Below are 26143 nucleotides of genomic sequence, written 5' to 3'. Positions count from 1 at the left end.
TTTCCTCCTCTTTTTTATTTAATTCCAGCATCGGCCATTCCTTGAACATAGTTGCGTTGTGCAAAAATAAATAGGATGAGTACAGGCAATGTTGCTAAAATAGTACCTGCCATCAATGGTCCATAATTAGTATTATAATTGTATTGAAAAGCAGCCAGCCCCACTTGAACAGTTTTCATTTCTTCAGCATTCAAAACGATCATTGGCCACATGAAGGCATTCCATCCTGCTTGAAAAGTCATGATACCTAATGTTGTTAAGGCAGGCTTGGCTAAAGGAAAATAAACATTCCAAAAAATTTTGAACTCAGTGGCTCCATCCATCCGTGCACTTTCACCAAGCTCTCTAGGCAGCTGTTCAAAAAATTGCTTCATGAAGAAAATTGAAAAAGCACCTGCAGCCCCAGGAAGCAAAATCGCCCAATAAGAATTGATCAAACCCAGCCCGCCGGAGCCGACAAGATTATTTCCACCAGCTAAAGGAAATCCCCGTAAGACGATAAATGTGGGAATCATCGTGACGATTCCTGGCACCATCATCGAAGCTAAAAAGACTAAAAAAATTGTTTTTTTTCCTTTGAATCTCAGTTGTCCAAAAGAATACCCAGCCAATGAACCAAAAAACAGATTCGTTGCGACACCTCCAAGTGCTAAAATCAGCGAATTTTTTAGATAAGTCAGAAACGGCATCGTCTTAAAAACTTCCCGATAGTGATCAAAGGTAAACTGACTTGGTATGATATTCATTGAACCGCTGAGAATCTCACTATCTGATTTGAAGGAAGTTGATATCGTCCATACAAATGGAAGCACTGTTGTTAAACTGACTATAATCACCATGAAATACCAAGAAACTGTTCGAAAAGATTTTATTTTTGTCATAACTTTTCTCCTTTAATTTGTTTCTTTATTTGTCAGACGCATGTTGATCAAAGAGAAAACGAAAATAATCATAAACAGCAGAAATGACAATGCAGAGGCATAGCCCATCTCCAGACCACCAAACCCTTTATTATAGATATAGTAAACAATCGTGATGGTGGAATTTCCCGGACCGCCTTTTGTCAGCATGTATGCTTGATCAAAAACTTGAAATGCACCAATGATCAACTGTGTACTAACCAAAAAAGTAGTTTTAGACAATTGCGGCCAAGTAATGCCGAGAAATTTTTGCCATGAATTTGCTCCTTCAATATCCGCTGCTTCATATAACGCTGGATTGATTCCTTGAAGCCCTGCCAAGAAAATCATCATATTTCCACCGAAACTCATCCATACACTCATAATTACGATTGCAGTCATCGCCCAGTTTGAGCTGTATAACCAAGCGGGGCCATTGATTCCAATCAATCCGAGCAATTGATTTAATAACCCAACTTGGGGATTCAATAGCCAATACCAGATGGTTGCGGTAGCAACTGATGAGCATAAAACCGGAAGATAGAAAAACGTTCGAAACAAGCTTGTAGTCTTCATTTTTCGATTGAGGAGCATTGCAGCTCCTAAAGAAACGATCAATCCTAACGGAACATATAGAAAGGTATATACAATTGTATTTTTTAAGGAAATAAAGAAAAATTCATCCTGAAAAATTCTAGTAAAATTTCTAAACCCAACCCAATTGGGACTCTCTATAATATTGTAATCCGTAAAACTGTAATAAAGCGCCATAATAATTGGAACAATTGCAAACACAACAAGTAAGAAAACCGGCACCAATATAAACCAATAAGCAATATTTTGCTGTTCATTTATCCCGCGTTTGTTCTTCTTCACGATTTCCATCAAGCAACCCCCTTATTCAATATAACATTAAAAAGATTTATTATATTCATTAACTTTATAATCGAATTATATATAATAGTTTTGGCAATGTCAACGGTTTCATAAATATTTAATCGAATAAACCGCTTGCTTTATCAATATAATATATTTAATATATAGATAAATGCGATTATTAATGAAATGGAGGCGTGAAAATGAGTAAGCCATTGTACCAAGTCATTTATGAAGAATTAAAACAACAAATTGAATCAGGAGTCGTCTCCTTGAACGAGACATTACCGACAGAAAAAGAACTATCAACATCCTACAAAGTAAGTACCATCACAGTAAAAAAAGCCCTTGATCTTCTAAAGGAAGAGGGCTACATTCTCCGAAAGCCTCGAAAGGGCTCAGTTGTTGTCAATAACAAAAAAACAGATATTTCGCCTAAGAAACTAATCGTTGGATTGATCATCACAAATTTTACTGACTTTTTTGGCGCGCAAATTCTTCGTTCTATCTTAAAAACGAATGAAGAAGCAATACATTTTATTGTAAAAATAAGTTATGGCGATCCTGAAACAGAAAACAGATTGATTCAAGAACTCGTTGAGATGGGAATTCAAGGGCTTGTCTTATTGCCTACTTCCTCAGAATACACTTCTCCTAAAATTCTTGAACTAATTTCGAAGAATTTTCCAATTGTGGTTATTGATCGTTTGATGGCGAACTTACCGATATGTAGCGTTCAAACCGACAGTTTTTCAGCAGCCAAAGAACTGACTAGTTATTTATTTGCCAAGGGACATGAAAAACTCGGATTGATTACTTCTGACAGCAGCGTCTCAACGATTGACGAACGTGTCAATGGTTTTTTAGCGGCGCATGTCGATGAGAATCGGGCAGTCAGTCAAAATCAAATTTTATCAATGATCGATTCTGTCGTTCCAAATTCTTCTCGCAGTATTGAAGACGATGTAAAGTTGATTGTCAGTTTTTTAGAAGAAAACACCCAAATCACTGCTCTTTTTACCACTGAATATAATATTGCACTCCTTGCAAAAAGTGCGATCGAAAAAATCGGCAAACGAGTGCCCCAAGACTACTCCGTCGTCTGCTTTGATCACCCAACAATAAATATTTTTGATCTGAATGCTTTCGTTTTTACCCATATCAAACAAAACCAGACAGCCATTGGTCAGAAGGCGGTTGAAGTTTTGTTGCAAAAAATTGCTGATCCTGAAGCAATTGAAAAAATCAATTTAGGGTACCGTTTAATTGAAGGAGACTCAGTGGTGTCCAAAACACATTAACTTCAAAAAAACTTCTGATCAAGAATCACACTTGATCAGAAGTTTTTCTAATTCTCCGCTTTCTGCTTCATAAACTCTGCTATTTCACTTTTCAGTGGCATCCCTGTTTGAGCCCCCAGCTTTTGAACGGACAGACTAGCTCCATTATTCGCCATAGAAACGGCTTCATAAAAATCGGCTCCTTCCCCTAAAGCTGCTGCCAAGATGCCATTAAAGGTATCCCCCGCACCGGTAGTGTCTACAACTGAAACTTTGTTCGATGGAATCGTCACAACTTGTGACTTTTCTACAAATGTTACCCCTTTGCTTCCTCGTGTGACAACGATTCGCGTAGCGTAGTTTTTTTGCCAATCAGCAATGATCTGCTCAATTTCGTCTTCCAAAATGGCCTCTTTACCGATCAAAGCGGCAAATTCCGTTTCATTTGGTGTCAAAATATCAATATATGGCAGGAGTTCCGGTACGATTTCATTGTAAGGAGCAGGATTCAAAATCGTTAGAACTCCTTTTTTCTTGGCAAGAATCAATGCTTGTTTGATTGTTTCCACAGGAATTTCCAGTTGAGTAAGTAAGATATCCCCTTGTGAAAGTTCACTGATTGTTTGCTGAACGTAGGCTTCATCGATCAGTCCATTCGCACCGGGGACGACAGTGATACAATTATCCTCTGCTAATTTAAAAATACTCGCAATTCCTGTGAACATATTTTTTTCACGGGAAACAGCCGATAAATCGAGAGTTTCTCTGCTGAGGTGCTGAAGAACCTTTTCCCCAAAAGTATCTTCCCCGATTTTCCCTAAAAATTTTGTTGATGCACCGTAACGAGAAGCTGCCACTGCTTGATTTGCTCCTTTGCCCCCGACAAAATAATCAATTTGCTCCCCAATGATCGTTTCGCCGATCCTCGGCATTCGTGTTGTCGTGATCACGATATCCATGTTCACACTACCTAAAATCGTTATCTTACTCAAAAAATCACCTATTTCTCTTGAATATATAAAAAGGACCAAAGGCTTCCCGACCCTCAATGGTCGTTTCACCAACCTTTAAAAACCCTGTTTTTACAAATAATCGCTGCATGGGCAGATTGGTATGATTTGTGATTGAAAGAAGTGTTTCCCCTTCATCACACTGTTGTTCCAAACAGCTTCTGATCCACTGGCGGCCAAAGCCTTGCCCCGCTTGAGATGGTCTCGCAACGAGTCGCTGAATCGTTCTTATCCCATGATATTTTTTGCTACAATTTGACAATGAGTCAACTGACAAAACACCGGCACTTACAATGTTTTTATTTTCATCCTTCAACACCAACAGTTCCTTTTTCTCGATATCCTTCGCTAAGATTTCTAGGGAGGGATAAGTATCAGTCCACTGGTAGATTTTCCTTCTATTCATCTGCTGCTTTGCTTCGATGAACATTTGAAAAATCTCTGCTAATTCTTGCCGTGACGCCCTTTGAAGTTCATTCATGACTCTAGTAAGGGAGCAATACCAACGACAAAATGACCACTGCTATAATCCCAACGATCGTTGGAACGCTGGTTCGTTTCAGTAACCGAACAGGGCTGACGTCGATTGAAGAAGACACAATCATAATTACAGCGGCAACTGGTGAGATCGTTCTGCCAAGATTGGCGATCATCTGCATTGGCAAGGCGATTAAAATCCCGTCAATACCCGCTTTAGCGGCAATATCGGGAATCAGTTCAATCACAGCGTAAAACATCGCCAATCCTCCGCCACTCAAAATACCGAACAATGCGGTTGCGCCGCTGAATATCAATGCCGTTAACACGCCAGCAGATTGAGAATTTTCTACCGCACTCATTAGTGAATCAATCACTCCTAAGCTTTGGATAGCTGTGGTAAATAATGATCCACCCACAACCAACATGACTACTTGACTAAACCCTTGTCCCATTCCTTTGAATAGTTCCACTGCACTTTCTTGCGCGATTTTGAAAGATTTCTTTCTCAAACATTCAATCAGTAATGCGACAAAAAAGGAAATCATCGTTAGGACGAAAATATCCATTGTTACACCTTCTTTGAATATACCGATTATACCAACGATAATGATCAACACCAAAGGAAGGAGTGGTAAAATTGCATAAAATCCAGGAACAGCCGTTTCTTCTGACTTACTTTCAATTTCTTTTAGTTCTACAAAGGCATCTTTGCCTTCTTTTTTATCACAATACGTTTGCCAAAAGTAATGAACAATGGCCATGATCAGCAATGTTGGGATGGAAATTTTCGCATGGTACAGAACATAAGTTAAGATGTTGTAATTCAATGTCTGAGCCGCAATCACATTATCCGCACCTAATGGCGTCGGCATGATCGTGGCAGTCATTGCGATAACTCCGGCTGCTGTTAAGGAAGAGATACCAATCCCTTGAAGCAGTGGATAAAGGATTGCCATCAAAATTATTGCCAAACTAGATGCACTTGGGACGACTAACGACATCAAATTCCCTAATAAGAAAACGATCGGAATAAATAATGCCTTAGACTTGATTTTGGTCATTGGCTGAACCAGGATATTGACAGCTTTTTGATTGGCACCAATGAGATTCATATAACCTGAATATCCGAATAAGATCATGATCACTAGACCAGCAGAACTTACTTGAGAGATGATCGTATCTTTAAGCTTTAAAAAAATATCGAATAAGGCCAAGCCAGTCCCTTCGCCTTCTGGGTAAAGCGGATTTCCTAAAGCAACGGATGCACAAAGCAAGACAAGTGCCCCAATAATCAAAATCAATGCTGGATTATAACTCTTAATAATAAAATATCCGACGATCCCCAAAACAACGAGTACTAAAATCGCTTCTATCATTTCTTTCCCCTCCTATTTACACTTGCTGATTGCCTGTAAAAACCATTCTTTAAAGAGCGCTTCATCGATATCGACACAAACACGGCAATTGTTTTTCTGCTTCAGACGATTGTTGAGATCGACAATTGTCGCACCTGCTGTGTAGGCTCCTTGTGTTTCGATCGCAACAAAAGTCTCTTGAACAGTGAACATCTCTGGACACAAAAGATAAGCGATCGCGCAACTGTCATACATTTTCAGCCCCGTGCCAAAACTGCCACCACGGTATTTTTTGAATAATTGAACCATCATATCTCCGGTTTGATTCATTTCTTTGATTTTTGCACTGTCTTCTGGGTAAACAAGCGCTTTGGCGCCCACATCTAATGGTGCTACAGAAAGTGGTAAGCCGCTCTCAAAAACAATCGTTGCAGCCTCGGGGTCAATCGCAATATTGAACTCTGACAATACACCAAAGTTTCCTCTGCCTAAGGCTCCGCCCATTAAAACGATCTCATCGATTTTTTCTTTGACTTCTGGATAAAGCTTAAGCAAAAGAGCAATATTCGTTAGAGGACCTAATGCGACAATTGTGATTTTTTCTTTATTCTTTTTGATCGTTTGATACATCGCTTCCACAGCTGAAGTTTCCAGCAGCAATGAGTGATCTGGTTCTGGAAATGAATAGCCGGCCATTCCTGTGACCCCATGAACATCGCTGGCATCTTTGACTGCTCGCGTTAGTGGCTGAGATGCACCTTGTGCTGCTGGAATCGACAAATCCCAAAAGGAAAGCAGTTTCAGTAAATTATTGGTGACATGTTCAATACCGACATTTCCGGCCACTGTCGTGATCAACTTGACCTCCAAGACTTCACTAAATAGAGCAATTCCCAACGCAACTGCATCATCGATCCCCGGATCCGTATCAATAATGACTTCTTTTTTTGACATACGTATTCTCCTCTCACCTTTGATAAAACGTTTTATCATTTTCCTAAAAAAAGCGAACATCTGATAAAGCGTTTTATCTAATGTTCACACAAAGAATAGCATTGTTTTAAAGCGCTGTCAATAGTGAAAAAAGAGTTTCGCTAGGAAACTCTTTCAGTCACACTGTTCTTTTTTATCAATCTAGGTGTCAATTGGACGTAACGTGGCTTCTGTCCGCTGATTGCATTCATCAAGGCAAGAACCGTTTTTTCACCTAAATCATTTACATCTTGTTCCACAGACGTTAAAGATACTTCTAAAAGATCATTCAAAACAAGATTGTCGTATCCTACGATCGAAACATCTTCTGGAACCTTGATTCCTAGTTCTTTGGCACGCTTCATAATTCCCAATGCAATCAAGTCGTTGCCAGCAACAATGCCGGTTACTTCTCGGTTTTTTAAGAGAATGTCTGCTTTTTCATAGGCGTCTTCAAATTGGAACTTTGTTACCACATGCCAACTGTCTTTTCGTTGGAGATTGAATTCCTTCAGCGCATCTAAATAGCCTTGGTATCGATACACACAATTGATATTTTTATCAGGGTTCATCATCGTACCGATCTTTTTGTGTCCTTTTTTTATTAGCTCACTGGTAGCAATGTATCCCCCATGCCGATTATTATAAAAGACTTGATCGACCTCAAAGTTATCTATTCCTCTATCAACCAAAACGATTGGAACCGAAAGATTCTTCAATCGTTCTTTGGTTTGTACCTCATCCGCGTAGGATTCGGTTGAAAGGGCGATGATCAACGCATCAACGTTGCGGTCAATCAGGAGCTGAATCAATTCCTTCTCAACGTCAACTTTATCATCTGAGTTGACCAAAATCAGCAGATACCCCTGTTTTCGCAGCAAATCTTCTAAGACCTTGGCCAAGTTGGCAAAAAAAGGATTGTTGATATCTGGGATGATCAGTCCGATCGTATTGGTTTTTTTCAAAACCAGGCTTTTAGCCGCAGCATTCGGCGTATAATTATTTTCTGCCGCCAAGCGCTTGATTTGCTGTTTTTTTTCTTCTGTGATCCGAATCGGTTTGTCATTTAACACTTGAGAAACGGCTGCGATCGATACACCTACTTCTTTTGCAATGTCTTTTAATCTGACTTTCACTGAATACCCCTTTCGCTTTCCTAATTTTGTAAATGAACCAAGCACTCAATCTTATGTTTTCAGTAAATCCTTTTTATACTGCTGAAAAAACGGATTTGAGAATTCGACAAAGATGATTGATTAAAGATTATACTGTTTTTTGCATTCCTCTTAGATGTTCCACTTCACCCAATCAGCAAACAATTCTGGCCAACGGACAACCGATGCTTCGATCCCGTGTTGATTGCCGTTGGCGGTTTCCGGTGTTCCTAAACTTAGTCCATGACCACCGCGAGGGAAAATGTGCAGCTCATAAGGTATATTAAATTTGCGCAGCTGTTCGGCAAAAAGGAGGCTGTTTTCCGCCAAGACTAATCCATCTTCTAACGTATGCCAAAGAAACGTCGGCGGTGTCTGTTCATTGACTAAAGTCTCTAAGGACAAAGCGGCTTTTTCTGTTTCATAGCGTTCTGCTAATAATGAACGGAAGGAATCTTGGTGCCCAAGTTCACCACTAGATAAGACCGGATAACTCAACAGTAACCCGTTAGGACGCCATTCTTCATTGGCTCCTTGTAAAGCCTCTGCTAGAAAAGGTTGCTGCCAAGACACACCCAGATTAGCAGCTAAGTGACCACCAGCTGAAAAACCGGCAACAATGATTCTTTCAGGATCGACGTGCCAGACCTCATGATTGGTGCGCACAAGACGAACGGCAGCCGCCAATTCCTTTAAGGCTAACGGATAGACAGCCGGTTTGATACTATAATGCAACACAAAGGCTTGGAAACCAAAGCTCATCATTTTGATGGCGATGGGTTCCGCTTCGCGATCAGACAACATTTCATAGCCGCCGCCAGGACAGATGATGACCGCTGGTCGAACACGATCTGGTTCCATTTCAGGAGAATTTTCCATGACATACGTGGTTAAACTGGCTTGGCTTTCTGGTAAAAGTGCGGTTCTTTTTTCATGTATCACGGATTGCGCCTCATTTCATTGTAATTTTATAGACAATTGGTTGGTCGGTTTCAATTGGTTCAAAAGTTAGTTGCAAGCCTTCATCGGTCACTTGCCAATCAACAGGCTGTTCTTCGTATCCTAGAATCGTCACGGTTTGGATGATGCCGTGAAATTCTGGCAAATTTTGATCTTTAGACTGGGCCAGTGCTTGGATCCTTGCGTGTCCATTCTCAGGACTTGCCATGCCAATAGCATACAACGAATCCCCCTGAACCGTAAAGCGGAAATCCTGGCTCGTGTATGTCGTCGCCTGTGCCTCTTGAAATTGTCCTGAGACAACGGTCGTGGGTCCTTCCCCAGCTTTGCGCCATGGTTTCGCTTCATAAATGGCTTCACCGTTTACATCAAGCCACGTGCCGATTTCTTTTAAGATCGTTTGATCTTTTTCTGGGATCGAACCATCCCCTTTCGGCCCGATATTCAAAAGGAGATTGCCATTTTTACTGACGACTTCGATCAAAACCTGTAAGATCTCACGCGTTGTTTTGTAATCCAACGTTGTGGTATAGCACCATGAATTACGAGCGATCGCTGTATCTGTTTGCCAGTAAAAAGGTTGTGGTTCGGCAAATTTTCCCCGTTCGATCTCCACAATACCACTGCCAAACATCATGGCATCATGTTTGTAACAGATAGCAACTTTTTTGCCCCATTCAGCCCCACGATTGTAATAGTAAGCAGCGAAAAGTTGCAGGTGCTCCTTGAAGGCTTCGTGTTGGATCCACCAATCAAAATAGAGCAGCTCTGGTTGATAGTTATCGACTAATTCACAAGTTCGCAGTAGCCAATCATCTAAAAACTCTTTTGATGGATATGGCTCGCTATACAAATCTTGATTATCAGGTTCTGGCATAGCAGGCCAATAAAAGTCGCCTTTTTCTAACGGTTCCTTGATGTCGCTGTCGAATTCCTTACCGTGTCCCATAAAAAACCAATGTTCGGCACGATGAGATGAGGTACAAAAATGCAGGCCTTGTTCCTCAGCTGCCTCTTTTAATTCCGCAAGAATATCTTTTTTCGGTCCCATAACTGCCGCATTCCATTCAGACAGCTCGCTTTTGTACATCTGAAACCCATCGTGATGTTCTGCAACGGGAAAAAGATAATTGGCACCGGCTTGTTTGATCAGTTGAATCCACTCATTTGCATCGAATTTTTCTGCAGTAAACATGGGAATAAAGTCTTTGTAGCCGAAGTTTTTTTGCGGACCGTAGGTGTTGATATGGTGATCGTATTCCGGATGGTCTTTGATGTACATATTTCTGGAGTACCACTCGTTATTAAATGCAGGAACACTATACAATCCCCAATGAATGAAGACCCCGAATTTTGCTTTGGGGAACCATTCTGGTAGAACAAAAGCGCCCAATGACTGCCAATTTGGGAAAAAGGGGCCTTGGTGCGCGACTTGTTTGATTTTTTCGATCGTGATCATGGATCATCCTCCTTGTGAAAAGCAGCGAATCACTGCTATATTTTTTTCAGACAGCTAGTATCGTTATCTAGTTTTACTTAAAAAGAAAGAGAGGCAAAAAACGTCAACTCGTTTTCTGCCAGACTTTCTTCTTATGCAATTTAAGCAACCGGTTCGTACAGATTCGCTGTCATTTATTTCATAATCTCTTCTCTTGCTTTATTTTGATTCTCAGCATTTTCAATATCAACAGCCAAGACATCTTCATAACCTAAACCAATTGCGGTTTTCTGCATTTCATCTTTTAACTGTTCAAATTCTTCTTCGTTAGAAGCAAAGACCATTTTCCATGAGAATTCTTTGATCGTTGATCCGATCTGACTTCGTAGCGTAGAAATTTCAGAGCTATCTTCTGGGGTAACAAATGTAGCACCTGGTGCTACCATGATTTGATCATTTTCTTGTAAAAATTCGATGGCACTTGAAGCACCGCCCATTTGAGACGACCAGTCTTCTTTCAATGCATTAGAAGTGGCTTCTGCATACGAATCCCATTGATTGAAATTATAAGGATAGCCCGTATTTGGGTTTTCATCGATCAGCAAGACAGAGTTGAAATTCAATGCTGAACCACCGTCTTTATAACTGCCACCACCAAATTCTTCTGGTACATCTGCATCGCCATCGATCAATGCTTCTTTCCCGAAATCTGTTAATACGGGCGCACCATCTTCGCCGACTTCCCAAGTCAATCCTTCTGGACCGGAACCACCGACGGTTTGAGACGAATTCGCCATAATTCCTTCTGGGGAGTATAGCCAATCGATAAATTCAGAAATCCTTTGTGGATCATCTGCATTTGAACCGATGCCAATGAAAAGATTTCCACCGTTGACTTTAGCACCATCAGAATAATTTTTTTGATCCTTGATCGGTGCCAGCATGAACCCAACACCTTCATCCATATTTTTGGTCGTGTTGTAAGCAGATTGACCTAACCATGGGAACCACGAATACAAAACTTGGCCGCCTTGGAATTTTGAATAAAGAGTGTCATAATTTTGCGTCGTAGATTCAGGATCAACTAGCCCCATTTGATTTGCTTCATAATAAAACTTCAACGCACGCATATATTCTGAATCATCATCCAACAGCCCTTGGATATCACTACCATCAGCTCTCGCCAATGCATATCCTACTGTATTATAGCCATACATTTGGGCTAATTGAACTGCATTTGACATGGAATCACCGTCCCAATCGCTGAACAAGGAGAAGCTATAGACGCGTTTACCATCTTCGGTTGTCCCTTTGGCTTCTTGCATTTGTTGAAGGATTGGAAGCAGATCTTCCAAGGTATTCATTTCTGGATAGCCGACTTCCTTATAAAGATCCCAGCGCAAGTAAGGCCCTACATTCAAATCAAGTCCTTCAGAAGAAGTATCAGGAGCAGAAGTGGAAACCTCTGTTGGAAAACCATAAATTCCATCTTGTCCTTCATTCAAAAATTGGACAGCACCATCATACTGCTTTAAGTTCTCCATTGATTCATACAATTCGGATGATTCATACAGTAAGCCGCCTTGTACCAATTCATTGTACTCTTTTCCATTATTGATGATAATCAAATCACCTAAATCACCGGCTGCGGTACGAGTTTGATACAAGGTATCACCGTTACCTGCGACATTAGGCGCAATGATATTTAACTCAATATTGAACTTATCCTTAACTAATTCACCAAACCATCCGCCTTGGATGCCCATATAATTAGCAACACTATTGTAGACATCGATCGTTAGTGTTTCACTGTTATCATTAGAACTTTCATTCGAAGATTCATTCGATGAACCGCAGGCAGCTAACCCGAGCAAGGCTCCCCCGCATACGAGACCCATTACTGTTTTTTTCAACCATTTTTTGCTTTCCATTTGTTTTTCCCCTTCCTGTTTTGTTATTATCTACCCTTTGACCGCTCCTAACATGATTCCTTTTACAAAGTACCGTTGGAAAAGCGGATAAATAAACATAATTGGTAACACAACGATCACTGAAACGGTCATCCGAATCGATGTAGGTGTTTGTGTCGTGGCTGCCGAGGCCACACTAGATAGCGCACCGCCGGAATTTTTGACCATCTGGGCTAGTGAATTGGCTTGATTAATATAGGTATACAGCAGATATTGCAGTGAATAAAGGCTTTGATCGGTGATATAAATCAATGTATCTTGGAATGAATTCCACTGAGCAACTGCCGAAAAAATTGCAACAGTTGCTAATATCGGCATACAGTTTGGCAAAATGACTTTGAAGAAAACTTGCAGAATGTTTGCTCCATCGATTTCAGCTGCTTCCTGTAGCGACTTTGGAATCGATTCGATATAGGTTTTCACCAAAATGATATTAAATGGTTGAACAATCGCCGGCAAAATATAGACCCAAAAGTTATTTGTTAAACCAAGGGTTTTCATGGTGATGAACATTGGGATCAGTCCTGCATTAAAGTACATGCTGATAATGATAAACCGATACCAGAATTTTCTTTTCCACATTTTTTCTTGCGTGAACATGAAGCCAAGAAAAGCAGAAGCTAGTACTGTACAAGCCGTACCAATGACTGTTCGGGCAACCGATACGATGGCCGCAGCGGTCAATCCGCTTAATTGAAATACTTGTCGATAATTTTCAAAATGAATCCCTTTTGGTACAAACCGAACATCGCCTAATGCACTTAATTCGTTGTTGCTGATTGAATTAATGATCAGATAATAAAAGGGATAAGCGCAAATCAACGTGATCAAAACAAAAAATGTATAGTTTAAAATCGTAAATGCGACGTCGCCTTTGCTGCGCGCTTCTTTTGTTTTCTTTTTGGTTCGTTTTCGATTGAGATTTTCTGATAATTCCATGACTATCCCTCCTTAGATGATCGATGACCCTCTGATTTTCTTTGATGCAATATTAACGATTGCCAAAAGAGCGACGCTGACTAAACTTTTCAGCATACTGATGGCAGTTGCTAATGACAAACTATTGCCGCCAAGACCGATGTTATAGACATAGAGGTCCAACACTTGGATCGTTTCTTTATTGAAGGCATTCTGGAATACAAAGTACTGATCCATCCCGTTATTAAGCAAATTAGCAATCGACAGCATCAACATGACTAAAAACGTGGGCATCAGCGCAGGTAGCGTGATATGGCGCATCAATTGAAAGCGGCTGGCGCCGTCAATTCGTCCGGCTTCATACAATTCAGGATCGATCCCCGCAATCGCCGCTAAGTACATAATTGCTCCCCAGCCCAAACCTTTCCAGATGTTCCATAGACACATCATCAGCCACGTATGATTGCCGCTGTCTAAGAATTTGATTGGATCTGTGATCAGTCCCCACTCTTCTAGCAGTGTGTTCAATAGGCCCGTCGTAGAAAAGAGACTGAAAGCAATGGTATAAACCAACACCCAGCTAATAAAGTTGGGCAATGTAGTCAACGTCTGCACCAAACTTTTAAACCACTTCCATTTGACTTCATTTAAGAGAATTGCAAAAGCCACAGGAAAAATCGATGTAGCAATACCTAAAAAGCTCATCGCAAAAGTATTTTTCATGACTTGCACGATCTGTGCAACTTGCGTTTCACTTGAAATCAGCATGCGGAACCACTTTAATCCGACAAACTCACTTCCGGATAATCCTAACGCCGGCTTGTAATCAAACAATGAATAAATCCATCCGTGTAAAGGAAAATAAGCAAATAAAAATACTAAGCAAAGAAAAGGCAAGACACAAAGGAACATGATCTTTCCTTCTCGGTTTGCCCTCTTGCTGATAACCGGTTCTTTATTTCTTCCAATTTCCATTTTCATCCCCCTCGCATTGTAAACGCTTTACATTAATTATCCTATCATCTCATCTTCTATTTGCCATCTGACAAAAATGGACTTTGATACGTACATTTTAGACATTCTAAATAACAACTTGTCCAGAAACATTATTAAATCAGCATTTAACATAAAAAAACAATTTTGATAAGGCTTTCAAAATGCCTGATTTACATGTAAACTACAAATAACATCAACGAGGAGGAACAGTTAATGAAGTTCAAACCCGACAGTACGTTTCATCAAGTAACGACGACACTCATCCATTTCATTTTTTTAAATATTGTTTATCTTTTATTATGTTTGCCCGTCATTACCATTGGCTGGGCCACATCCGCTTTGTATGAAGTCTGCCTCAACTATGCTGATGGTGAAAGAGGCGAATTGATACCTGACTATTTTCAAGCCTTAAAAAGCAATTGGAAACCAGCAACTGTCGTATTTTTTGTCTTGCTCCTACCATTGGTAATCTTGATTTTCAGTATTAGCTTCTGGTTTTCCCTCAAGACACTCTTTGCCGGTATCGTTGGCATAGTTGCTTTGATTTTAGGCAGTTATTTCTTGATCGTGCTGATTTATAGCTTAGCATTGGTTGGTCGATATGACACGACGATCAAACAAACCCTTAAAAATGCGATGTTGCTGCCGCTGGTTGAACCACTGCGTTCAATGATGCTGTTGTTAATACTAGTGATTACCAGTGTATTATGGTTATTCGTACCGTTTTTCAGAATACTCTTTCTGATGTTCGGAATTGCTTTTGTTATCTACTGCAGTTGCTTTCTCTTATTAAAGATTTTCACCAGATATCAAGCGTGAGGATGATTGAATGAAACATTCCTTTGTAAAACACCTCAACCAGTTCTCTATTCGTCGACAGTTGTTTATTATCTATCTGCCGATTATTATTCTTTCGACCGTCACTATCGGTTTGATGTTGGTTTGGGACTCTACCAAACAATTGACTGGCAATTATCAGCATCTTACAGAGCTGAATGCTCAGCGTGTCAAATCTATTTTGTTCGATACCACTAACACTTTGACCAACTCAGCCAGCACGCTTTCTAATGATACGCATTTACGCACGATTTTGACAACTGCTTTCTCAGAAGAACAAGAAGCAGTTGATACGATTAGTGAGTATGAACGTATCGATGAAATACGTAGTTTACAAACTTCGATTGCTGATTTGACCATCTATACTACAAATGAGACGATTCCAGATTACAAGTTCTTTCGCCAAGCGGATGATGCGATCAAAGAAAGCCTCTGGTACCAACGAGCAATGAAACAGCCGGATGCTTTTTTAATGACCTCTGAACAAGAGGGGGAAATGAATCGGCTCACCTTATATAAAAATCTTCCCCTGCCGCTCTCTGAGGAAAGAGCCGTTTTAGCCATTCAAGTGGATTACAATTATTTAAGTAACCGACTTCGTAATTCTTCCTATAAATTAGAACTGCAACTGAACGATGATGTCAACTTTTACAGTGATACGATCAATCAAGTCGGGGAACCAATTCGTTTTTCAAGTGATTCTGAACTAAGTACAGCAGACACCTTTCTCAAGAAAAATGATGATCGTTTTCTGATTGCAAAAAGCACCTTACCCATGAGTAACAAAGAAGACATCATCACGATTTATAGTGCGGATACCAATGCCTATCGCAATCTACGCACCAATCTGATCCGGTGGAGCACGATCGTTTTGGTGATTTTGATCACTACTTTCATCATCGTCTTTCTCTTTGCTCGATTCTTTACTAAACGAATCTCTCAACTGCAGCAGGCGGTCTACTTTGCCTCGATCGAGGATTATGATTTCTTTCAAAATATTAGCGGCGAAGATGAAATTTCTCAGATCTCTCTTGATTTCCATAAGATCATTCAACGAATCAAGAAAAAAGAAGAAGAGATCTACCGTTCGCGTCTGGCACAGCAAGAGCTATTGACTCAGCAGCAGCAAATGGAATTTAATATCTTAGCGGGGCAGATCAATCCCCACTTTTTGTTCAATACGTTAGAAACGATTCGCATGATGGCGCTGACTTCCGGCAATTCAGACGTCGTTTATGCCATCAAATTACTGGCAAAATCGATGCGCTATACGCTAGAAGCCCACGGGACCAAGCGAACGAGTTTAGAAGAGTCCTTAGATGCCGTTCACGTATATGTCAAGATCCAGCGGATGCGCTTTGGCGATCGAGTCAACTTTTCCTATTCAGTCTCCAATGAGATCGACCAAAAAGAGGTCCAAATATTGCCCCTCCTGATTCAGCCATTGGTGGAAAACGCCATCTCCCATGGCTTGGAAGGCATCACCTATCCAGGGTTTGTCCGTTTGACGATCACCAAAGACGGCCATGATCTGGTGATCGTGGTACAAGACAACGGCAGCGGGATACCGCCAGAAAAACTCGAACACTTGCAGCAAAAAATCAAGACGCCCTCCACCCATGCCAAAAAGAACATTGGGCTAGCCAATGTCAATCATCGGGTCAAAATGTTTTATGGACCTGAATACGGCTTAACGATCGAGAGTGTGTTGGGCAGCGGCACACAAGTCACCTTGCGGATCCACGATCTAAGCCAAGATTCATTTTCTCCTCGCTAAAACAGTAAAGCCCCCCCTTCGATTCCTGTTTCAGAAATCGAAGGGGGGCTTTTGATTGATTAGAAATCCCGCACACGAAGGGTTTGTTGTGGTGAAGAAGCACTGGCGTAACAGCCCACCATGATTCCAGTAAAGACACCACCGACTTCAGTGGTCAGATATTTTGTTTCTCCACTGCCTAAAGGCTGTGCTTGTCCTTGTTCATCAAGAACAGAAAAACGATAGGTTTCTTTATCGGCGCTCAGCTGAAAGGTGACCGTATCCGCTGCATAAGGCAGTTTCTTTTCCACTTTCCATAAGGAACCGATTTGTCGGCGGAAAACCAGCTGCTGACTGGTCGCTGTTTTTTCCAGGTATCCCTCATAGTGATGGGTGGCATTTAAGAAAACCGTCAATCCCACTTGTCCATCCGTTAGTTGCCGACAATCAAAGGTTGCCTGAAATTGTTGCTCAAAGGCGGTTTGTCGTTGGAACACAGCCGCGAGTTTGCCTTGATCAGACAGACCCGTCTGATTAGGATGCAGCAAGAAGCTATGTGGCTCTTCTTCAATCAACGTCGGGTCCCATTCGAATAAAGTAACGTAATCAGGCTTGCTGCTCTCCTTTCGTGTTTCCTTTGGTGCTGCCGCTGTGTCTACCTGAATGGTTTCTGGTAAATGACCTTCCTCGCCAAACACCGGCCATGGGTTTGACCAGTCCACTGGCAGTAGGCATGTTTCCCGCCCTAACAAATGCCTCAAAGGATAGCTGATGGGGCGTACTGCTAGACAGACTGCCCACCAGTTGCCTTTAGTATCTTGCACGAGATCCGCATGCCCTGCGGCTTGCAGTGGCAAATTCGTACTGCGATTGGTCATCACTGGATTGTTGGGGCATGCTTCGTAGGGTCCCGTCAAGGAACGGCTGCGGGCCATGGTCAGCATATGCCCATAGGACGTTCCGCCTTCGGAGATCAACAGGTAATAATAGCCGTCTTTTTTATACAAGTGGGGGCCTTCTGGATCAGCCGCTCCGCTGCCCGTCCAAATGTTTTGGCGCGGGCCTAGTTCTCCAGAAGCCAAATCGATCGTCCGCAGATAGATCTCCTTATGGGTGCCTAAGTAATAGGTCTGTCCATCGTCATCTGCGAAAATCGTCGGGTCGATCCCAGGAGTGTCCAACCAAATCGGGGCAGACCATTCACCGTCGATGTCATCCGTCCAGATCAGAAAGTTGCCTTCTCCTCCTTCGTTTGCGCCAACGTTGGTGCAAACGAGGTAAAAGCGGTCCTTGATAAAACGCAAGGTTGGGGCATACAGACCAAAAGCATTGGGATTTTCAGTCGATAACTGCAGCTGCTCAGGTCGCGAAAGTCCATGGCCAATCAGCTGCCAGTCTGCCAAGTTTTTACTGTGATAGATTGGTAATCCAGGAAAATATTCAAAGGTACTCGTCACCAGATAAAAGTCTTCACCGACACGGCAAATACTGGGATCTGGATGAAATCCAGGCAAAATTGGATTCGTGATGGTTCGCATGGGCATCTAGAACTCCTTTATCGTGGTTTGGTCAGCCGTCAGCTCATGGCTCGTTTTTCCAGCAGTCGTGTGAATCTGCAAGGATGCTTGCTGGATGCCAGTCAGCTTGACGATCAGTTCTTGATCGACTCTTTCGACAGCCACCTCGCCAAGCCACTCACCGTGGTGATCATAGATAGCGGCAGCGGTCTTGTCTTGCGGATCAAAAAGATGGATCGTTGGATGTTGGGCATAGTCATAGACTGCTTTGGTTTGTTCATAGCCTTCGATAATGACTTGATTTGGTCGGACTAACAGTGGCAAGTGGAAATAGTCATAGGTTTCTTGGTACCAATGTCCGCCCTCGTAAGCTTTGCCAGATAAATAGTCGATCCAATGCCCCTTCGTCTTCGGTACGTAAAAGGAGACCGTTCCTTGATCATTAAAAATGGGCGCAACTAAAAGGTGTTCCCCCAGCATGTATTGGCGATCCAAATGATGGGTCATCTCGTCTTCAGGAAACTCTAAGACCATCGCCCGCATCATCGGAATCCCCGTTTGAGCAGTTAGCACCGATTGGGCTTGCAAGTAAGGCATCAAGGACAATTTTAACTTGGTGAAGGCTTTGGCTACCGCCACGGCTTCGTCGTCATAAACCCATGGCACTTTGTATTCCCAGCTGCCATGGTAACGGCTATGGGAAGACAGCAGACCAAATTGTGTCCAGCGCTTGTAAAGGTCTGGAGTTGAGCCAGCTTCAAATCCAGAGATATCGTGGCTCCAATACCCAAAGCCGCCTAACCCAAAGGACAGACCTGCTCGCAGTGACTCTGCCATCGATGGATAATCTGAGGTACTGTCGCCACCCCAGTGTACAGGCAAACGTTGCGAACCAACCGAAGCTGCCCGCGCAAAAACGATGGCTTCTTCTGCTCCCTTGACTTCTTTCAGCAAGTCAAAGACGACTTTATTGTATAGGTAGGCGTAATAATTGTGCATTTTTTCTGGATCAGAGCCGTCATAGTACACCGCATCGGTGGGAATCCGTTCCCCAAAATCCGTTTTGAAGCAATCCACACCCATGTCTAATAAGGTACGCAGCTTGCTATTGTACCAAGCGACCGCTTCAGGGTTGGTGAAGTCGACGATCGCCAAACCTGCTTGCCATTTGTCCCATTGCCAGACATCTCCATTGGCGCGTTTCAAAAAGTAGCCATTGGCCATCCCTTCATCAAACAAGGGGGATTTTTGCCCAATGTAAGGATTGATCCAAACACAGATTTTCAATCCTTTGGCTTTCAAGCGCTGCAGCATTTTTTCCGGTTCTGGGAAAGTTCGTTCGTCCCACGTGAAGTTGCACCACTCGTATTCCTTCATCCATAAACAGTCAAAATGAAAGACCTCAAGGGGAATCTCACGTTCTGCCATACCGTCTACAAAAGACGTCACGGTTTGTTCATCATAATCCGTCAAGAACGAGGTACTTAGCCATAACCCAAAGGACCATGCAGGCGGCAGCGACGGTTTTCCCGTCAAATCAGTGTAGCGCTGGATCACTTGTTTCAGCTCATCACCAGCAATCACAAAGTATTGTAGCGATTGTCCTGGATTGCTGAATTGAACACGCGAAACTTTTTCACTCCCCACTTCGAATTGCACCCGATCTGGTGAATTGACAAAGACGCCATACCCTTTATTACTTACATAAAACGGAATATTTTTATAAGCTTGCTCTGTACCAGTGCCCCCGTCGGCATTCCAAATATCAACACTTTGGCCATTTTTCACGAAATTAGTAAAGCGTTCCCCTAAACCATAGATCGTTTCTCCCACATCCAGGGTCAACTGTTCGCTGATATGGGTATTTGCTTGCGGATCAATCACTAAGGCTTTGCTGCGAGGCTTGCTTTGGGTAATCAGCTGTTCTTTGTAATAAAACGAAGCTGTCACATTTTCCTCTTTGGTGATTACGACTTGCAAGTCTCCCGAGCGAAAAACATATGATTGCTCGTCTTCTGAAATATCAGGAGTGATCGCTTCTGTCATCAATTCAAAATCGGGGGCTTTGGCTTGGACCCCTTTATAGTTATAGAGGGTGATCCCAATGATATTGCTTCTAGGGGTAGTGACTTCCATCGTTAACAATCCGCCATCCAGCGTTGCCCCTTTATGTCCGACATAGCTATAAGGCAGATATAAAACCAATTTGTTTTCTTCTTTACGGGCATCGTAGACATGCACCGCAAATTTCACATCAAATCCTTCACGAAATAACCAACCGCCATCTGAAAATTTCATTTTTTTCCTCCTTGTTGGATCAATGTCAACGCCCCTAACAGACCAGAATCATTATAGTAACGACAAGTCTCGATCGGCACTTGGAAATCCGGCCAATGGGGGTTCTCATTGATTGCTTGTTTGATTATAGCTAATAGATCAGGGTTTTGGCTGATGCCGCCGCCGATCAGTATTTTTTCGGGATTCATCGTGACAGCTAGGTTGTAAATCGCAAGTGCGACATAACGTGCCCACTGTTTCAGAATCTCCTGCGTTTCAGGATCACTCGACCGCTGCTGCATGATGGTTTCGCCTAAAATCTCCTCTGATTCAGGAATCGCTTTTGCCCGTCGATAGGCAGCAATCAGTCCTCTCGTTGAAGCTAGATCATGGAGGGTCGCAAAAGAAGATGCTTGAAAATCAGTGATCATCATCCCGAATTCTCCTGCCCGAAACCCATTCCCGTGAATCAACTGGCGCTGATGAACGAGCGCGCCACCAATACCGGTGCCTAATGTAATCATGACAAAATCTTGTACGTCAGTAGCATTGCCGGTCGAAAGTTCTGCTAAAGCAGCACATTTCGCATCATTTTCGATCCAGATCGGATAGGACTTGGTTAAACGCTGCTGTAGCTCTTGTACGACAGCACAGCCGTGTAAAGGAGCCAACGCCCCCGCCATGATCGCTCGGCCATTGACTGAATCAATGAACCCAGGAAAACTCAGCCCAATTCCTTCGATGACATGCGCTTGCTCGACTTCTTGTATTTTGGCAGCTAAGGCAGCAAAAAATTCATCCCGGGTATTACTCGGGGTTTTGATTTTGCCTCGGTCCAGCCATTGATTCTTCTCGGTAAAAACCCCGAATTTGATATAGGTCCCGCCTACATCAAAGCACAGGCGTACATCTGTCATTTCTCCTCCTCCGTTCGAAAAGCGCTTACAGTTTCATCTAAATTATATAAAAGAAAAAAAAGAAAGCCTACCAAGCAATTTAGTCATCGTTACCCTAAAAAATAGATGTCCGTAGAAAATCACGGACATCTTTGTGGTTATTCATTTTTCCGAAACTCATTTGGTGAAACCTGATGGTATTGTTTGAACTTTTTGTAGAAATAATCAACATTGCTGTAGCCTACCAATTCAGCGACTTCGTAGACCATTAGATTGGAATGACGCAAGATTTCCACCGCCTTTTCCATTCGCACTTCATCCAAGAACGCCAAATAATTTTTACCGGTTTCTTTGCGAAACTTCTTGCCTAGATAGGCACTATTGTAATTGAAACGTTCCCCGATTTTTTTCAAGGTCAAATCTTCTTGATAATGCTTTTTTGTATATTGGATCAATTCTGCAATGATATCGATTTGGTTCAAACTGCTGGCGACTGTTGCTTGCAAGGCTGCTAGTTTTTCGGCGATGACCTCTTGCAGCATCGGAAACGTTTGGGCGAGAAAAATCTGCTGATGCACTTCGTCTGTCGACCATTCGATCGCTAAGGCTACTTTTTCACTGATTTGATGCTGCAGCCATTCGATGTCGCCATTGATTTGCCATTTGATCTCTTCTTCCAATGCCAATGAATGATAAAAGGTTTGATAATAGCGGAATAACGGCTGTTCCAACGGATCGTTTGCCAAAATCGCTTTTACTAATTCTTCACGCAAATCGCTTCGTTCTTCTGCTTCTTGGGTCGTATCCAAAACATGGTGAGAAATGACTTGATTGGGAAATAAGAAAATCAATTTACTCAATGTCTGGATGTCGATCATCAATGGCTTCAAGTTATCTTGCGCCGCAAACCAGCGGGAGATCAAGATTTCTTGATGAGCCATTTTTTTGCGGCACCACGTATCGATCGCCTTGTCGGGAAAGCGTTCCTCGTTTAACAAAACCAAATACCGATGATGCCGATGGATCAAGGTGATGACTTGCGCCACTTGCTCCTGCAATTTCTCAACCAGCTTTTGGGCATCTGCCTCCTCGGGAAGTCGCAATAGCTTGATGGCTTGTGCCTCTTTGATCCCCGTTTGATCCCCGCCAAACAATTTCTCCATCAACTGACTCTTCTGATTTTTCTGCTGATCGGTCTTGGCTTTTTGATCGATTTTCGTCAAAATACCGATCAGCTCTTCTTCATCAACTGGTTTCAGCAAATAGGTCACAGCGCCCAGTTGCAACGCTTGCTTGGCATAGTCAAAATCTGAGTAGCCGGACAAAATAATGGCAAAAAACAAAAGACCTTCCTCCGATGCTGCTTGCACCATCTCAAGACCATTTTTTCCCGGCATACGGATATCAGCGATCACAACGTCTGGCTTCAATTCACGGATCATCGCCAAGCCAGCTTCGCCGTTTTCCGCCGACCCGACGATTTGATACCCCAGACGTTCCCAATCGATGATCAGAGGCAGTCCATTTCGGATCGACGCTTCATCATCAACGATCAACACTTTACGCATTTTCCAACCTCCATTTTCAGCTACTCCTTCGTTACATCATGTTTCACTTGTCAAACTTGCCCCGTTGGTGCGAATCACCTCTTGATACCAATAAAAACTATCTTTCGGGATGCGCGCCAACTGACGTTCGCTTTGATTGTCGCGATCGACATAAACAAACCCATAGCGTTTTTTGTATCCATTCAACCAACTTAGTAGATCTGTAAAGGACCAAGCACAATAGCCGATCAGCTCAACCCCATCCGTGATGGCCTTTTGCAATTCAACCAGATGTTCCTGCAAATAGGTGATGCGGTAGGGGTCATGGATCTGTTTGTCTTCTGTCAATTGATCGATGGCGCCTAACCCATTTTCAGTAATAAAAATCGGCAAGTCATAATTGGCTTGGATGCGCCGCAAGGCTACACGGAAACCAACGGGATCGATCTCCCAGCCCCAATCTGTTTTTTTCAAGTGGGGATTTTCCGCCGTCGCAAACATGGTTTCTTCTGGTGAGAACTCGCCAGCTGCCGCTTGCATCAAATACGGATCGACTTTAGAAAATTCTTTCTTTTCAGCTGACTGCTTTTGCAAATTGTTTTGTTGGGCCGTCCCACCGTGATAGTAATTGATCCCTAAAAAATCAGGTTTTGCCTGTTTTAATAGTGCTTGATCTTCTGGAGTGACTTCAGGAGCCAAGCCAACTTTGGCTAATTGCTTGTAGACAAATTTCGGGTATTCGCCTTTGCAATAGACATCTAAAAACCACGCGTTGTTGAAGGCTTCGCCATTTTCTGCAGCCAGCACATCTTCTGGGTCACAGCTAAACGGATACATCGGACCATAGCCAAAACTTGGACCAATCTTGCCCTGAGGAACCAGCTCATGGAACAAATTGATCGCCTTAGCATTGGCAAGGTTGATGATATGATTGGCTGCATACATCCGTTTTAAGTCCTTCAAGCCTGGTGGGTGTGCCGCCCAACGGTACCCAAGAGAAGTGAAGACATTTTGTTCATTCATGGTGACCCAATAGGTGACTTTCTTTCCTAGGCGTTCAAAAAGGATCCGACAATACCGTTCAAATGCTTCTGCTGTTTCTCGGCCTTCCCATCCTAAGTATTTGTCTTGCAAAGCCTGGGGAAGGTCCCAATGATACAGCGTCAAAATCGGCTCTACTCCTTGCCGAAGCAATTCGTCCACCAGCTTTTCGTAAAACGCCACACCCGCTTCGTTGACCGCGCCTTCGCCATCAGGTAAGATTCGTGACCATGCCACACTGAAACGATAGGCTTTCAAGCCCATTTGTTTCATCAGAGCAACATCTTCTTTGTACCGATGGTAATGATCGATCGCTACTTTGCCGTTGGTTTCCTCAAAGGTATTGCCGGGAATTTGAGCATAGGTGTCCCAAATCGATGGACCTTTGCCGTCTTCTGCCCACGCACCTTCAATTTGATAGGCCGCCGAAGCCGCCCCCCATAAGAAGTTTTCTGGGAAAGGATCTAAGTTTGTGTGAAACATCAAGTTGCCTCCTTCAATTCCTAAACCGAGTTAAATCGGTTACATTTTATCGTATCATAATTTGGTTGATTCGTAACAATTGCCAAAAGATATTTTTTAGGTGAAAAAACTGTCGCTCCTCAGAACGACAGTCGTTTCTTATTAAAACAGGTAATCATTCAAACGAGATTTCACATATTCAATGTGGCTGGATTCTAATTCGATTTGATCATGCGCCAATGCGTAATCTGTCAGTGTTTCTAAGTTTTCCTCATCAGCAACGATCTTCGCTCCGATGCCTTCTTGGAAAGAGGCGTATCGTTTTTCCTTCAACTCGTCTAAAAAGCGGTCTTCTTTTAGTTTGGCTGCTGCTTTCAACGCTCGGGCATAAGTATCCATACCAGCGATGTGGGCTAACAACAGATCTTCCATTTCAAATGACGAACGACGGACTTTAGAATCGAAGTTGATTCCTCCCGGTGCGATGCCGCCGTTTTCTAAGACTTCGTATAAAGCGAGTGTCGAGTCAAAGACGTTGGTTGGGAATTCATCCGTATCCCATCCTAACAGCATATCTCCTTGGTTGGCATCCAGTGAGCCTAATGCGTTATAGCTGCGGGCAACAGCGATTTCATGTTCAAAGGTATGGCCAGCTAATGTTGCATGATTGGCTTCTAGGTTTAACTTGAAATCTCCTTCTAAGCCGTAGTGCTGAATGAAGGCCATCGTTGTCGCTGCATCAAAATCATATTGGTGTTTTGATGGTTCTTTTGGTTTCGGCTCTAATAAGAACTGCGGTTTATGACCGATTTTTTCTCCATAAGCGATCGCCATTTTGAATAGACGGGCGATGTTGTCTTGTTCAAATTTCATGTCTGTATTCAACAAGGTTTCATAGCCTTCACGGCCGCCCCAGAAGACATAGTTTTCACCGCCTAATTTTTTCGAGATATCTAAGCCTTTTTTAACTTGGGCTGCTGCATACGCGTAAACTTCCGCATTATTGGTGGAAGCAGCGCCGTTGTTGAAACGAGGGTGTGAGAACATATTTGCTGTATTCCATAATAGTTTGATTCCCGTTTGTTCCATTTTTTCTTTGATCAAATCGGTGATTTCGTCTAAGTTTTGGAAAAATTCTTCTAACGTTTCTCCCGCAGGTGCCACGTCAACATCATGGAAACAGAAGAACTCTGCCCCTAATTTTTCGCAAATCTCAAAGAAGGCTTCTACTCGATTTTTCGCCGTTTCCATTTCGGTGTCACCAATCCACGTCCGTTTGTTGACAGGTGCGCCGAAAGGATCAGAGCCGTCTTGCGTCATCGTATGCCAATAGGCGATTGCAAAACGTAGATGATCTTTCATTTTCTTGCCTAAAACAACTTCTTCGGCATCGTAGTGGCGAAATGCAAACATATTGTCTGTTTTAGGACCTTCGTAGCGGATTTTTTCGATCTCTGGGAAATAAGACATTGTTCAATCTCCTTTATATTAGTTATTTAGCG

21 protein-coding genes are annotated in these 26143 nt (G+C 42.5%); 3 read left to right on the top strand and 18 right to left on the bottom strand.

Annotated features, from left to right (window positions below):
- Positions 1-14: 14 nt before the first annotated feature.
- Complete coding sequence (locus tag A5870_RS03080) at positions 15-881, bottom strand: carbohydrate ABC transporter permease (protein ID WP_086291770.1); 867 nt, start codon at positions 879-881, stop codon at positions 15-17.
- 12 nt (positions 882-893) lie between these two features.
- A complete protein-coding gene (locus A5870_RS03075; RefSeq protein ID WP_086291769.1) occupies positions 894-1784 on the bottom strand; it encodes a carbohydrate ABC transporter permease in 891 nt (296 codons plus the stop codon).
- A gap of 194 nt (positions 1785-1978) precedes the next feature.
- On the opposite strand from A5870_RS03075, the gene A5870_RS03070 reads away from it, so the two are divergent.
- Entirely contained in the window at positions 1979-3076 is a 1098-nt protein-coding gene (locus tag A5870_RS03070; RefSeq protein WP_086291768.1) for a GntR family transcriptional regulator, read from the top strand.
- A gap of 47 nt (positions 3077-3123) precedes the next feature.
- Here A5870_RS03070 and rbsK read toward each other — a convergent pair whose 3' ends face one another.
- The 10 genes from rbsK to A5870_RS03020 all read right to left on the bottom strand — a co-directional run bounded on the left by rbsK (position 3124) and on the right by A5870_RS03020 (position 14287).
- Complete coding sequence (gene rbsK, locus A5870_RS03065) at positions 3124-4047, bottom strand: ribokinase (RefSeq protein WP_086291767.1); 924 nt, start codon at positions 4045-4047, stop codon at positions 3124-3126.
- Between the two features lie 4 nt (positions 4048-4051).
- Entirely contained in the window at positions 4052-4546 is a 495-nt protein-coding gene (locus tag A5870_RS03060; RefSeq protein WP_086291766.1) for a GNAT family N-acetyltransferase, read from the bottom strand.
- Between the two features lie 4 nt (positions 4547-4550).
- A complete protein-coding gene (gene dcuC, locus A5870_RS03055) occupies positions 4551-5921 on the bottom strand; it encodes a C4-dicarboxylate transporter DcuC (protein WP_005234077.1) in 1371 nt (456 codons plus the stop codon).
- 12 nt (positions 5922-5933) lie between these two features.
- Positions 5934-6854 carry a ribonucleoside hydrolase RihC gene (gene rihC / locus A5870_RS03050; protein ID WP_086291765.1) on the bottom strand — a complete coding sequence of 307 codons (921 nt, stop codon included), beginning with the start codon at positions 6852-6854 and terminating at the stop codon, positions 5934-5936.
- A gap of 140 nt (positions 6855-6994) precedes the next feature.
- Entirely contained in the window at positions 6995-8008 is a 1014-nt protein-coding gene (locus A5870_RS03045) for a LacI family DNA-binding transcriptional regulator (protein WP_252086055.1), read from the bottom strand.
- A gap of 150 nt (positions 8009-8158) precedes the next feature.
- Positions 8159-8968 (bottom strand): alpha/beta hydrolase, encoded by an 810-nt coding sequence (locus A5870_RS03040; RefSeq protein ID WP_086291763.1) that lies wholly within the window; start codon positions 8966-8968, stop codon positions 8159-8161.
- Positions 8969-8978: 10 nt separating this feature from the next.
- Positions 8979-10445 (bottom strand): alpha-L-fucosidase, encoded by a 1467-nt coding sequence (locus A5870_RS03035; RefSeq protein WP_086291762.1) that lies wholly within the window; start codon positions 10443-10445, stop codon positions 8979-8981.
- 173 nt (positions 10446-10618) lie between these two features.
- Positions 10619-12355, bottom strand: coding sequence for an ABC transporter substrate-binding protein (locus tag A5870_RS03030; RefSeq protein ID WP_086291761.1), 1737 nt, complete (start codon positions 12353-12355; stop codon positions 10619-10621).
- Between the two features lie 30 nt (positions 12356-12385).
- Positions 12386-13333 (bottom strand): carbohydrate ABC transporter permease, encoded by a 948-nt coding sequence (locus A5870_RS03025; RefSeq protein ID WP_086291760.1) that lies wholly within the window; start codon positions 13331-13333, stop codon positions 12386-12388.
- A gap of 12 nt (positions 13334-13345) precedes the next feature.
- Positions 13346-14287, bottom strand: coding sequence for an ABC transporter permease (locus A5870_RS03020; protein ID WP_015510289.1), 942 nt, complete (start codon positions 14285-14287; stop codon positions 13346-13348).
- A gap of 234 nt (positions 14288-14521) precedes the next feature.
- Here A5870_RS03020 and A5870_RS03015 point away from each other — a divergent pair, with 234 nt between their 5' ends.
- Positions 14522-15127 carry a YesL family protein gene (locus tag A5870_RS03015; RefSeq protein ID WP_086291759.1) on the top strand — a complete coding sequence of 202 codons (606 nt, stop codon included), beginning with the start codon at positions 14522-14524 and terminating at the stop codon, positions 15125-15127.
- A 10-nt stretch (positions 15128-15137) separates the two neighbouring features.
- Positions 15138-16922, top strand: coding sequence for a sensor histidine kinase (locus tag A5870_RS03010; protein ID WP_086291758.1), 1785 nt, complete (start codon positions 15138-15140; stop codon positions 16920-16922).
- 59 nt (positions 16923-16981) lie between these two features.
- Here the strand turns inward: A5870_RS03010 and A5870_RS03005 are convergent, their stop codons facing one another.
- The 6 genes from A5870_RS03005 to xylA form a co-directional block, all read right to left on the bottom strand.
- Entirely contained in the window at positions 16982-18445 is a 1464-nt protein-coding gene (locus tag A5870_RS03005; RefSeq protein WP_086291757.1) for a glycoside hydrolase family 43 protein, read from the bottom strand.
- Positions 18446-20716, bottom strand: coding sequence for an alpha-xylosidase (gene yicI, locus A5870_RS03000; RefSeq protein ID WP_086291756.1), 2271 nt, complete (start codon positions 20714-20716; stop codon positions 18446-18448).
- Positions 20713-21612, bottom strand: coding sequence for an ROK family protein (locus tag A5870_RS02995; protein WP_081117913.1), 900 nt, complete (start codon positions 21610-21612; stop codon positions 20713-20715). The genes yicI and A5870_RS02995 overlap by 4 nt, the downstream gene beginning before the upstream one ends.
- 137 nt (positions 21613-21749) lie before the next feature.
- A complete protein-coding gene (locus A5870_RS02990; RefSeq protein ID WP_086291755.1) occupies positions 21750-23159 on the bottom strand; it encodes a response regulator in 1410 nt (469 codons plus the stop codon).
- 36 nt (positions 23160-23195) lie between these two features.
- Positions 23196-24662: a glycoside hydrolase family 1 protein gene (locus A5870_RS02985; RefSeq protein ID WP_074535428.1), complete on the bottom strand. Its 1467-nt coding sequence runs from the start codon at positions 24660-24662 to the stop codon at positions 23196-23198.
- A 141-nt stretch (positions 24663-24803) separates the two neighbouring features.
- Positions 24804-26111, bottom strand: a complete 1308-nt coding sequence (gene xylA / locus A5870_RS02980) for a xylose isomerase (protein ID WP_086291754.1) — start codon at positions 26109-26111, stop codon at positions 24804-24806.
- Between the last annotated feature and the right edge of the window lie 32 nt (positions 26112-26143).

This window comes from Enterococcus sp. 2G9_DIV0600 (assembly GCF_002140615.1).
GTDB lineage: Bacteria > Bacillota > Bacilli > Lactobacillales > Enterococcaceae > Enterococcus_D > Enterococcus_D innesii.
The sequence above is the reverse complement of the archived record's forward strand: the minus strand, read 5'-3'. Positions and strand labels throughout refer to the sequence as shown.

Bases quoted from the DNA above. Each gene is read 5' to 3' on its own strand.
- A5870_RS03080 (WP_086291770.1), bottom strand. From the start codon at position 881: ATGACAAAAATAAAATCTTTTCGAACAGTTTCTTGGTATTTCATGGTG.
- A5870_RS03075 (WP_086291769.1), bottom strand. From the start codon at position 1,784: ATGGAAATCGTGAAGAAGAACAAACGCGGGATAAATGAACAGCAAAAT.
- A5870_RS03070 (WP_086291768.1), top strand. From the start codon at position 1,979: ATGAGTAAGCCATTGTACCAAGTCATTTATGAAGAATTAAAACAACAA.
- A5870_RS03060 (WP_086291766.1), bottom strand. From the start codon at position 4,546: ATGAATGAACTTCAAAGGGCGTCACGGCAAGAATTAGCAGAGATTTTT.
- dcuC (WP_005234077.1), bottom strand. From the start codon at position 5,921: ATGATAGAAGCGATTTTAGTACTCGTTGTTTTGGGGATCGTCGGATAT.
- rihC (WP_086291765.1), bottom strand. From the start codon at position 6,854: ATGTCAAAAAAAGAAGTCATTATTGATACGGATCCGGGGATCGATGAT.
- A5870_RS03035 (WP_086291762.1), bottom strand. From the start codon at position 10,445: ATGATCACGATCGAAAAAATCAAACAAGTCGCGCACCAAGGCCCCTTT.
- A5870_RS03030 (WP_086291761.1), bottom strand. From the start codon at position 12,355: ATGGAAAGCAAAAAATGGTTGAAAAAAACAGTAATGGGTCTCGTATGC.
- A5870_RS03025 (WP_086291760.1), bottom strand. From the start codon at position 13,333: ATGGAATTATCAGAAAATCTCAATCGAAAACGAACCAAAAAGAAAACA.
- A5870_RS03020 (WP_015510289.1), bottom strand. From the start codon at position 14,287: ATGGAAATTGGAAGAAATAAAGAACCGGTTATCAGCAAGAGGGCAAAC.
- A5870_RS03015 (WP_086291759.1), top strand. From the start codon at position 14,522: ATGAAGTTCAAACCCGACAGTACGTTTCATCAAGTAACGACGACACTC.
- A5870_RS03010 (WP_086291758.1), top strand. From the start codon at position 15,138: ATGAAACATTCCTTTGTAAAACACCTCAACCAGTTCTCTATTCGTCGA.
- A5870_RS03005 (WP_086291757.1), bottom strand. From the start codon at position 18,445: ATGCCCATGCGAACCATCACGAATCCAATTTTGCCTGGATTTCATCCA.
- yicI (WP_086291756.1), bottom strand. From the start codon at position 20,716: ATGAAATTTTCAGATGGCGGTTGGTTATTTCGTGAAGGATTTGATGTG.
- A5870_RS02995 (WP_081117913.1), bottom strand. From the start codon at position 21,612: ATGACAGATGTACGCCTGTGCTTTGATGTAGGCGGGACCTATATCAAA.
- A5870_RS02990 (WP_086291755.1), bottom strand. From the start codon at position 23,159: ATGCGTAAAGTGTTGATCGTTGATGATGAAGCGTCGATCCGAAATGGA.
- A5870_RS02985 (WP_074535428.1), bottom strand. From the start codon at position 24,662: ATGTTTCACACAAACTTAGATCCTTTCCCAGAAAACTTCTTATGGGGG.
- xylA (WP_086291754.1), bottom strand. From the start codon at position 26,111: ATGTCTTATTTCCCAGAGATCGAAAAAATCCGCTACGAAGGTCCTAAA.